This window comes from Massilia sp. ST3, from assembly GCF_018119405.1.
Lineage (GTDB): Bacteria > Pseudomonadota > Gammaproteobacteria > Burkholderiales > Burkholderiaceae_D > Telluria.
The window spans coordinates 1-10,099 of sequence record NZ_JAGPWC010000113.1; the positions used below are offsets into that span (position 1 = coordinate 1).

12 protein-coding genes are annotated in these 10,099 nt (G+C 66.8%); 6 read left to right on the forward strand and 6 right to left on the reverse strand.

Translation table 11 applies throughout. The features are described 5' to 3' along the window. Nucleotides 1–95: 95 nt before the first annotated feature. Complete coding sequence (rsmI, locus tag KBW98_RS22850) at nt 96–1,001, reverse strand: 16S rRNA (cytidine(1402)-2'-O)-methyltransferase (protein ID WP_211522466.1); 906 nt, start codon at nt 999–1,001, stop codon at nt 96–98. Between the two features lie 13 nt (nt 1,002–1,014). On the opposite strand from rsmI, the gene KBW98_RS22855 reads away from it, so the two are divergent. From KBW98_RS22855 to KBW98_RS22875, 5 genes are all read left to right on the forward strand, one after another. Then, on the forward strand, nt 1,015–2,289 hold the full coding sequence (locus KBW98_RS22855; RefSeq protein WP_211522467.1) for a penicillin-binding protein activator: 1,275 nt from the start codon (nt 1,015–1,017) through the stop codon (nt 2,287–2,289). Nucleotide 2,290: 1 nt separating this feature from the next. Continuing rightward, nucleotides 2,291–2,647 (forward strand): YraN family protein, encoded by a 357-nt coding sequence (locus KBW98_RS22860; protein WP_211522468.1) that lies wholly within the window; start codon nt 2,291–2,293, stop codon nt 2,645–2,647. 83 nt (nt 2,648–2,730) lie between these two features. Beyond that, a complete protein-coding gene (locus KBW98_RS22865; RefSeq protein WP_211522469.1) occupies nt 2,731–3,327 on the forward strand; it encodes a phosphoheptose isomerase in 597 nt (198 codons plus the stop codon). Then, nucleotides 3,320–3,961 carry a BON domain-containing protein gene (locus tag KBW98_RS22870; protein ID WP_229429373.1) on the forward strand — a complete coding sequence of 214 codons (642 nt, stop codon included), beginning with the start codon at nt 3,320–3,322 and terminating at the stop codon, nt 3,959–3,961. Before KBW98_RS22865 ends, KBW98_RS22870 begins: the two co-directional genes overlap by 8 nt. Before the next feature lie 70 nt (nt 3,962–4,031). Then, a complete protein-coding gene (locus tag KBW98_RS22875; RefSeq protein WP_211522470.1) occupies nt 4,032–4,562 on the forward strand; it encodes a peroxiredoxin in 531 nt (176 codons plus the stop codon). 3 nt (nt 4,563–4,565) lie between these two features. On the opposite strand, the gene KBW98_RS22880 is transcribed toward KBW98_RS22875, so the two are convergent. The 5 genes from KBW98_RS22880 to KBW98_RS22900 form a co-directional block, all read right to left on the reverse strand. Then, nucleotides 4,566–4,985, reverse strand: coding sequence for a PaaI family thioesterase (locus tag KBW98_RS22880; protein WP_211522471.1), 420 nt, complete (start codon nt 4,983–4,985; stop codon nt 4,566–4,568). A 232-nt stretch (nt 4,986–5,217) separates the two neighbouring features. Then, complete coding sequence (locus KBW98_RS22885) at nt 5,218–7,200, reverse strand: helicase-related protein (protein ID WP_211522472.1); 1,983 nt, start codon at nt 7,198–7,200, stop codon at nt 5,218–5,220. Between the two features lie 240 nt (nt 7,201–7,440). Next, the gene (gene lipA / locus KBW98_RS22890) at nt 7,441–8,433 is read right to left on the reverse strand and encodes a lipoyl synthase (protein WP_211522473.1); all 993 of its coding nucleotides are present in this window, start codon (nt 8,431–8,433) and stop codon (nt 7,441–7,443) included. Nucleotides 8,434–8,453: 20 nt separating this feature from the next. Beyond that, nucleotides 8,454–9,155, reverse strand: coding sequence for a lipoyl(octanoyl) transferase LipB (gene lipB / locus KBW98_RS22895; protein WP_211522474.1), 702 nt, complete (start codon nt 9,153–9,155; stop codon nt 8,454–8,456). A gap of 92 nt (nt 9,156–9,247) precedes the next feature. Further along, entirely contained in the window at nt 9,248–9,514 is a 267-nt protein-coding gene (locus tag KBW98_RS22900; protein WP_211522475.1) for a DUF493 family protein, read from the reverse strand. Between the two features lie 198 nt (nt 9,515–9,712). Between KBW98_RS22900 and KBW98_RS22905 the strand changes: the two genes are divergently transcribed. Next, nucleotides 9,713–10,006 (forward strand): PAAR domain-containing protein, encoded by a 294-nt coding sequence (locus KBW98_RS22905; protein ID WP_211522476.1) that lies wholly within the window; start codon nt 9,713–9,715, stop codon nt 10,004–10,006. Nucleotides 10,007–10,099 lie beyond the last annotated feature (93 nt).

Below are 10,099 nucleotides of genomic sequence, written 5' to 3' on the forward strand. Positions count from 1 at the left end.
GGGGGGGGGGGGGCGGGCCGCCCCCCCCGGGGGGGGGGGGGGGGCCGGGGGCCGCCCCCCCCGCGTTCAAACCACATGTGAACCGACGCGCCGGCTTATTCACCCTTGATCTGCAAGGCGCGCTCGTACAAGGCATTCTTCTTGCGCCCCGTGATCTGCGCCGCCAAATTGGCCGCCTGCTTGACGCTGCATTCGGCCAGCAGGATCTGCAGGATGCGCTCCGCCTCGGCATCCTGTTCGTCGGTCTCGGCCACGGCCCCTTCCACCAGCACCACGAATTCGCCGCGCTCGCGGTGCTGGTCCGCCTTGACCCAGGCTAGCGCCTCGCCCAGCGCGCAGCGGTGCACTTCCTCGAACAGCTTGGACAGCTCGCGCGCGAACACCACCTGGCGCGCCGGCTCGAAGGCTTCCATCAAGGCTTCGACGCAATCGACGATGCGGTGCGGCGCCTCGTAGAACACCAGGGTCGAGGTTTCGCGCACCAGGGGCGCCAGCGCGGCCTCGCGCTGCTTGGACTTGGCCGGCAGGAAGCCGACGAAGTGGAAGCGGTCGTTCACCAGCCCGCTCGCCGACAAGGCGGTGATCACGGCCGAAGGCCCCGGCAGCGGCGCCACGTTCAGGCCGGCGTTGCGCACCGCGTCGACGATGCGCGCGCCCGGATCGGACACCGCCGGCGTGCCCGCGTCGGACACCAGGGCCACGCGCTGCCCGGCGTGCAGGCGCTCGATGATCTTGTCCGCCACCTCGCGCTCGTTATGCTGGTGTGCGGCAATGGTTTGCTTGTTCAGCCCGAAACGCTGCAGCAAGGCGCCGGTCTTGCGCGTGTCCTCGCAGGCCACGACGTCGGCCAGCGCCAGCAGGTGCAGGGCGCGCAGCGTGATGTCGGTGACGTTGCCGATCGGTGTAGCCACGACATACAGCGTTGCGGTAGGATAGGACTGCTGGGCCGCCTCGCCCATGACGGGAAGCCGGGCGATGTCGATGGTCTGCTGTTCTGTCATAAAAGGGATTCCGATGCTGAAGAAGAAAAATCTCAAGGGCCTGATCGCCGCTACCGCCACCGCCAGCCTGCTGGCCGCCTGCGGCAGTTCGCCCTTGCCGCCCGATACCGGCTGCGGCGTACCGGGCGGATTGTGCGCGCCCGCGGCGCCGGTGACAAGTGCGCCGCCTGTCGAAGCCACTTATACCCCCCCGCCGCCCGCGGACACCGGCGTACGTACCAGTCCGGTCGAACTGCCGCCGCGCGCCGACGGCAGCCCGGCCGCGCCGTTGCCCGCCGGCGGCGCGCGCATCGCGCTGCTACTGCCGCTCGAGTCGAGCGCGCTGGCGCAGCCGGCCGACGCCGTACGCCAGGGCTTCATGGCCGCCTACGAGCGCGACCGCGCTGGCGTCACGGTCAACGTGATGCCGACCGGCGACTCGGCCCAGGCCACCCTCGACGCCTACGCGCGCGCGGCCGAACAGAACGACATCGTGGTCGGCCCGCTGGCCCGTTCCGCCGTCGCCGCGCTGGCCGGCAGCGGCGCCGTCAGCAAGCCGACCATCGCCCTGAACCACCCGCAAACAAGCGGCCCGCTGCCGCGCCAGATGCTGGTCATCGGCCTCTCGCTCGAAGACGAGGCGCGCCAGGTGGCCGACTGGGCCGCCGCCGAGCAGCCGGGCGGCCGCGCCCTGGTGGTCACCGGCCCGGCGGCCTGGCAGCAGCGCCTGTCCGGCGCCTTCGCGGCGCGCTGGTCGCAGCTGGGCAACACCCACACCCTGGCCGAGCTGCCGATCGCCGACGGCTATGTCGACGGCAATGCGCTGGCCGACCTGCGCGCGCGCCTGCAGGCCGATCCGCCGCAACTGGTGTACGCCGCCCTCGACGCGGTGCAGCTGCGCCAGGTGCGCAGCGCCCTCGGCACCTCGCTGCCGACCTATGGCACCGCCTCGGTCAATCCGGGGCGCGACCCGGGCGCCTCGGCGCCCGAGCTGGCCGGCGTGCGCATCCTCGACCTGCCCTGGACCGTGCAGCCCGACCACCCCGCGGTCAGCGTCTATCCGCGCTGGAGCGGCAACGAAGGCTTCGACATGCAGCGCCTGTACGCGCTCGGCATCGACGCCTTCCGCATCGCGCGCGAACTGGCCCAGCGCCCCACCGGCGCCTTCGAGGTGGACGGCGTGACCGGCCGCCTGAAGATCGACATGGGCGGCGATGGGTCCAGCGGCAGCCCGGCCTTCCGCCGCGTCGAGAGCGGCGTCGTGTACCGCGACGGCGGCGTGTTCGAACAGGCCGCCTTCGGCCGCTGACATGTGGCTCGGACGCCTGTCGGCGCGGCAGGCCCAGGGCCAGGGCTGGGAACAGGCCGCCCTCGCCTACCTCAAGCGCCGCGGGCTGGCGCCGGTCGAGCAGAACTTCCGCTGCAAGGCCGGCGAGATCGACCTGGTCATGCGCGACGGCGCCACCCTGGTCTTCGTCGAGGTGCGCCAGCGCAGCAGCAAGGAGCAGGGCGGCGCCGCCGCCAGCATCACCCCCGCCAAGATCCGGCGCCTGAGCCGCGCCGCCGAGTATTACCTGTTGCGTTTTCCCGTCACCCCACCCTGCCGCTTCGACGTCATTGCCATCGACGGCGACCGCATCGAATGGCTGCAGGATGTTATCAATTGAGCATTGAACAGCCTCATTGAGTTGTAAGCAATTTTTACCGTCATTGCCCGCCCCGGGTTGCCACTGCACTATAATCGTCGGCTATGAACACTCAACGCATCCTCGCTCACTTCCAGGAGAGCGCCGACCTGAAGATGAAGTCGGCCGCTGCCCTGGCCCCATCCATTTCGCAGGCGGTCGAACTGATGTTCGCCGCCCTGTCCAACGGCAACAAGATCCTGGCATGCGGCAATGGCGGTTCCGCCGCCGACTGCCAGCACTTTGCTGCCGAACTCGTCGGGCGCTTCGAGCGCGAGCGTTTCCCGCTGCCGGCGATCGCACTGACCACCGATACCTCGATCATGACGGCGGTGGGCAACGACTACAGCTTCAAGGAGATCTTCTCGAAGCAGGTGCAGGCCTTCGGCCAGGCGGGCGACGTGCTGCTGGCGATCTCGACCTCGGGCAACTCCGCCAACGTGCTGGCGGCGGTCGAGGCGGCGCTGGAGCGCGAAATGCGCATCGTGGCTTTCACCGGCAAGGACGGCGGCGCACTCGGCAAACTGCTGACCGACGCCGACGTGCACATCAACGTCCAGCATGCCCGCACCGCGCGCATCCAGGAAGTGCACCTGCTGGCCATTCACTGTATTTGCGACGGTATCGACGTCGCGCTGTTCGGAGGAGATGAGAATGCGTAATGCGCACCGGCCCATGGCCGTGCTGTTGACGAAAGTTGTCCTGGGCTCGGCCCTGCTGGCTTCGCTGCAGGGCTGCGTCGCCCTGGTTGCCGGCGGCGCCGCCACCGGGGTCATGGCCTCGCTGGACCGCCGCACCCTGGGCATGCAGACCGAGGACAAGTCGATCACGGTCAAGGCCGAGCTCAAGATGCCCCAGCTCACCGGTGAGAACGGCCACGTCAACGTCACCAGCTACAACCGCCGCGTGCTGCTGACCGGCGAAGTGCGCGACGAAGCGATGAAGCAGGCAGTGGAGCGCGAAGTGCGCGGCATCGCCAACGTGGTCTCGGTGATCAACGAGCTGGACATCGCCGGCCCGTCGAGCTATACCTCGCGTTCGAGCGACGCCCTGATCACCACCAAGGTCAAGGCCAGCCTGGTCGACATGAAGACCGTTTCGGCCAATTCCTTCAAGGTCACCACCGAACGCGGCGTGGTCTACCTGCAAGGCCTGGTCACCCAGCGCGAAGGCAATATCGCCGCCGACGTCGCCAAGGGCGTGTCGGGCGTGCAGCGCGTGGTGAAGGTCTTCGAGTACATCAGCGAAGAAGACGTCAAGCTGCTGGACGGCCGGAACGCCCAGGCGGCGCAGTAACCCGCTTGCGCGAAACCTGAAACAGCGGCAGGACTATAATGGTCCTGCCGTTTTTTTATCCCTACTGACCATGACCGCTCCCACCTCTTCCACTGCGTCCCGCTCCTGGTTCAAGCCCGCCGCCATCGGCGCGGTGGTGCTGGCGCTGGCCGGCATCGGCTACGCTTCCTACAGCAGCAGCACGCCGGCGCCCAGCGTGACCTTCATCGGCATCGACGGCGAGAAGATTTCCACCGCCTCGCTGCGCGGCAAGGTGGTGATGGTGAACTTCTGGGCCACCTCCTGCGTCACCTGCGTCAAGGAGATGCCGGCGATGGTCGACACCTACAACAAGTTCAAGGGCCAGGGACTGGAGTTCGTCGCGGTGGCGATGCAGTACGACCCGCCCAACTACGTGCTGAACTTCACCGAGACGCGCAAGCTGCCGTTCAAGGTGGCGATCGACTCCGCCGGCGACATCGCCAGGCAGTTCGGCGACGTCAGCCTGACGCCGACCACCTTCGTGATCGACAAGAACGGCAGGATCATCAAGCGCTACGTTGGCGAGCCGGACTTTCCGCAGCTGCATACGCTGCTGCAAAAGGAACTGGCCGCCGGCTAGATCTCATCGCGGATAGATCAGCATCTGGGTGCAGCGGAACAGGGCGATCGTCTTGCCGCTGGCCTGGTCCATCACCGTCGCATCCCATACCTGGGTCGTCCGGCCCAGGTGGACGGCCGTGGCCACGCAGCTGATCACGCCCTCGCGCGCCGTACCCAGGTGGTTCGATTTCAGTTCGATGGTGGTGAAACTGACCGCGCCTTCCGGCAGGTTGCTGATGCAGCCGTAGCCGGCGCAGGTATCGGCCAGGGTCACGACGCTGCCGGCGTGCAGATAGCCGTTCGGCGCCAGGTGGAAAGGCTCGACCTTCATCTCGGCGGACAGCTTGCCGGGGCTGACCTCAAGGATGCGGATGCCCAGGTGGCCGGGGAGGAAGGTGGAGCCGAACTGGTTGAAGGAATCGGGGGTGTGTTTCGTGTTCACGGTGGTGTCGCTTTACAGGGCAAAAGCGGGATCGTACACGGTGTGGGGTGTTTACGCTGGAGGGGGTACTCGAAAGCTTGTGGTGGGCATGCAAACTTGGGTCCCCGCCTTCGCGGGGATGACGTGCTAAAGGTGCGTGTCAGAAATCGCTAACTGGTGTTCAACCGCGCTACTTATCAACGTCATCCCCGCGAAGGCGGGGACCCAAGTTTCGTCGAACAGCCAGAAGCGCTTAACGCCTCCGCCGCCCTCCCCCATCCCCCCGCCTCTGCCGCGCCGCCGCATTCTGCTGCTGCAGCAGCGAATCCACCCGCTCCGACGCCTCCCTCGCCAGTTCCTGCGCCTGTTCGATACTCGGGAAGAAGTCCGGCTCCCGGTACCCCAGCCACGCATACGCCGAGTACATGCGGCAGGTGTCCTCGACCTCCTGCAGGTTCATGTAGAACAGCCCCTGCGGATGCGGCGTCAGCTTGCAGACCTTCTTCTTGGCCAGCGACAGCGCCCAGTGTTCCCAGGCGCCCTGCAGCATCGGCACCTTGGTCGAGATCGGCACCAGCGACAGCATGAATTTCTCGGCCACCGACAGCGGCAAGGTATCCAACCACTCGGCGCGCTCGTTCTGTTCCTCGGTGATGCGCGGGTAGAAGAAGCCGTCCGGCACGTCGATGTTGTGCACGAAGCGCTTCAGGAGCTTCACCAGCGAGGTCTCGCCCGTCACCGACGAGATGCGGTGCAGCTGCTCGAGCGAAGGGGCCACCGCGAAGCCGGTGGCCGGCACCGGCGGGATCTTTTCCTTCATCAGCGAGCGCATCACCGAATGCGTCTCGTCGTCGTAGCCCGCGACAAAGCCCTCCTCATGCACGCCGTAGCGCCCTGCCCTGCCCGCGATCTGCTTGGCCAGCGCCGCCGAGATCTCTTCCTCTTCATAGCCGTTGTACTTGACCGCGGTGGTCATCACGATGCGCGCGATCGGCATGTTCAGGCCCATCGCCAGCGCGTCGGTGCCGACCACGATGTCGGCCTGTCCCTCGCGAAAGCGCTCCGCCTGGGCGCGCCGCACTTCCGGAGACAGGTTGCCGTAGACGGTCGCCACCGACAGGCCCTTCTCGGTGATCATGTCGCGCCACATCAGCACGTCGCGCCGCGAGAAGGCGATCACGGCGTCGCCGCGGCGCAGGTTGGACAGCTTGCGCACCGGCGAAGGCTCCATCGCCAGCGGCGCCATGCGCTTGAGCACGTGCACTTCGAGCGGCACTTCCAGGCGGTCGGCCAGGGCCTCGATCGCGCGCCGCGCTTCCGGCGCGCCGACCAGGTAGACCGTGGCCGCCGGGGCGCCGCAGACGGCGGTGGTCCAGGCGGCGCCGCGGTCGCGGTCGGCCAGCATCTGGATCTCGTCGATCACGGCCACCTCGACCTGGCGCTTGGTGTCGAGCATCTCGACGGTGCTGGCCACGTGGGTCGCGCCTTCGGCCAGGCGGCGTTCCTCGCCTGTGATCAGGCTGACCTTGAGTTCCTCGCCATGCGGGCGCGCGGCCTGCAGGCGCTCGTAGTTTTCCAGCGCCAGCAGGCGCAGGGGCGCCAGGTACACGCCGCTCGAGGCCTTGGCCAGGGCTTCCATCGCACGGTGGGTCTTGCCCGAGTTGGTGGGCCCGAGCAGGGCGATGAACTTGCGCGGCATGCGGCTGGCCACCTCGAAGGACTGCGGGTACTCGGCCAGGTTGATGCTCTCCTTGGTGCGCGCGGCATGGCGTTCTTCCTGCTCGCGCTCGACGGCATGGGTCAGGCGCTGCGAGATGCGCTGGAACACGAACTCGGCCGGCTCCGAGGTCTCCAGTTCGTCGAGCACGTCGAGGAAGAGCATGGGGTTCCAGCCGAATTCGTCGGCGTCCTCCGCGATGTCCTGCACGAATTCCTCGGTCTCGGCATGCAGGCGCGCGATGGCGTCCCCGGTGGTGCGTTCCTCGATCAGCTCGCGGCGCGCCGGCAGGTCCATCTTGCGCCACTTGCTCGGCTTGGCCAGCACACCGCGCGCCGGCACCAGGCGGTAGGGCACGCGCAGGCCTTCGTAGCGCACTTCGCCGGAGAAGCGCAGGAATACGCGGCCTTCCATCTTGACCAGCTCGATGCCGCGCCGGTCGAGTTCCAGCTCGCGTTCCAGCCAGGCGTCGTCGTCCTCGGTGTTGTCGGAAGGGGGATGGTCTCGGTGCTCACTCATGGTCGTTTGAACGATGTCTTCTTGTTATCAACTATAGCGTGGAAGCGGCGGGGGCTGTGTTTCGATGCGGGGAGGAAAAAGGGGCTTGCGCCGTTCCGATGTTATTTTCGTCAGCTTAAAAACGTCATCCCCGCGAAGGCGGGGACCCAAGTTTGCCGGCGTCTCGATAGCGCAAGCAGAACTTGGATCCCCGCCTTCGCGGGGACGACGGGGTAGGGCGGCGAAAATTAACCGAAAAACTTAGGCGGCAACGCCCGCGTCATGCGCCTGCTGGTCGGCGTGGTAGGACGAACGCACCATCGCGCCCACCGCGGCGTGCACGAAGCCCATCTCGTAGGCTTTTTCTTCGAACATCTTGAAGGTGTCCGGATGCACGTAGCGGCGCACCGGCAGGTGCGAGTTCGACGGCGCCAGGTACTGGCCGATGGTCAGCATGTCGATGTCGTGCTCGCGCATGTCGCGCATCACTTCGAGGATTTCCTCGTCGGTCTCGCCCAGGCCTACCATCAGGCCCGACTTGGTGACCGCGCTCGGGTACATCTTCTTGAAGTCGCGCAGCAGCACCAGCGAGTGCTTGTAGTCGGCGCCCGGGCGCGCTTCCTTGTACAGGCGCGGCACGGTTTCCAGGTTGTGGTTCATCACGTCCGGCAGGCCGCCGGCGAAGATGTTCAGGGCTTTTTCGAGGCGGCCGCGGAAGTCCGGCACCAGCACTTCGATCTTGGTGTTCGGCGACAGTTCGCGGGTCTTGGTGATGCACTCGACGAAGTGGCCGGCGCCGCCGTCACGCAGGTCGTCGCGGTCGACCGAGGTGATCACGACGTAGGACAGGCGCAGGTCGGCGATGGTCTTGGCCAGGTTGCCCGGCTCGTTCACGTCGAGCGGATCCGGACGGCCGTGGCCGACGTCGCAGAACGGGCAGCGGCGGGTGCACTTGTCGCCCATGATCATGAAGGTCGCGGTGCCCTTGCCGAAGCATTCGCCGATGTTCGGGCAGCTGGCTTCCTCGCACACCGTCACCAGGTTGTTGGCGCGCAGGATGTCCTTGATCTCGTAGAAGCGCGAGGACGCCGTGGCCGCCTTCACGCGGATCCACTCCGGCTTCTTCAGGCGCTCGGTCTCGGCGATCGGGATGATCTTGATCGGGATGCGCGAGGTCTTGCTGGCGCCCTTCTGCTTTTCGCTGGCGTTGTAGGCGGAGGCGGCGGCATTGCCGGTGTCGATTTCGGAAGTCATTGGCGGTGGCCCTCAGGGCTTCAGTTGGTTTGTTCGGGGACGAGCTCGCTGCTGGACAATTCGGCGGCGGGTTCGCTGGTGGCCAGCTGGCGCACCAGTTCGCGCGCCAGGGCCCGCTGGACATCGGCCAGGGGCGCCTCGACGCCCATCGTACGCATGTCGACCGTGGCCAGGCCGGAGTAGCCGCAGGGATTGATCCAGGTGAACGGGTCCAGGTCCATGGCGACGTTGAGCGACACGCCGTGGTAGGTACAGCCGTTGCCGCGCACCTTCAAGCCGAGCGCGGCGATCTTCGCGCCCTTGCGCGGACCGTCCGCCATGTAGATGCCGGGCGCGCCGGCGACGCGCTCACCCGCAAGATTATACGCCGCCAGCACATCGATGACCGCTTGTTCGATTTTCGCAACAAACTGGCGGGCGTAGAGCTTGCCGCCCGGCTTGTTGCGGCGCAGGTCCATGAGCAGATAGATAACGACCTGCCCCGGACCGTGATACGTCACCTCGCCGCCGCGGTCGGTCTGCACCACCGGCACGTCGTGCGGCGCCAGCACGTGGGCGCGATCGGCGCCCAGGCCCAGGGTGAAGACGGGCGGGTGTTCGACGATCCACAGCTCGTCCCGGGTCTCCGGCGTGCGGGCGTCGGTGAACGCGCGCATGGCGGCGAAGGTCGGTTCGTAGTCGGCGCGGCCGAGTTCGCGGATGATCGGCGGAATCGTTGACATGAAGGTATCAAGCGGGAATATGGGGAGCCCCGTCATTATAAGCCAGCGCGATTCCTTGCGCCGGCGGGGCGATTCCCGCTTTTCGCCTGTCCTTACAGGACCATCTTCACCATGGCGTGCGTGGACAGGGCGCGGTAGACGTCGTCCAGCATCTCGCGGCTGGTGACATGCACGATCACGGTCAGGCCCGTGTAGTTGCCCTTGGCGGAAGGACGGCTCTGCAGCTTGCTTTCATCGAAAGTCGGGTCGAAGCCTTTCACGACCTCGATGATCGTTGCGGCGAAATCGGCGTGCGTCGCGCCCATCACCTTGATCGGGAAGTCGCTCGGGTATTCGATGAGGGAGTCTTTCGGGTCCATGGTCCTAGTCCTGTCTTCTAAAGGTGGCATTGTAGCCAAACCCGCAGATGGTGCCGGAAAGGCGAAAAAAAAGGCCGGGGCATTGCCGGGCTACAGTTGCGCGGCACGGAAGGGCAGTCCCTTCCCGGCGCGCTTGCGTCCCCTCAAACCGCTCCGCATGCGCAAACCTAGAGTGGAAGCTTTCCGAAGGAGGCAGCCATGATGCGCGCATTGATCCTGAAGGGCGATCCGACCTCGCACGGCGGCGAGGTCCTGGAGGGGAACGAATTCATCCGGGTCAACGGCAGGCCGGTGGCCCAGCGCGGCCACATGACGTCCTGCCCGCAGTGCGGCGGGGAGTTTCCGATCATCGAAGGCGTGCGCTCGCATTCCATCGGCGGCATCGGCGCTGCGCTGGAAGGCATGAAGACCGGCTGCGGCGCGGAACTGATCGCGACCACCACCGCCGGCTGCATGCTGCTGGACGACGGCGCCGGCAGGGACGGGACTTGAGTCCCGTCCCGCGCCTCAGTTGTCCTGGTGGCGCGTGCCCTTGTGGTCGGTATGCGCGCGCACCTCGCCGCGGGGACGCACCGGCGCCGCGGA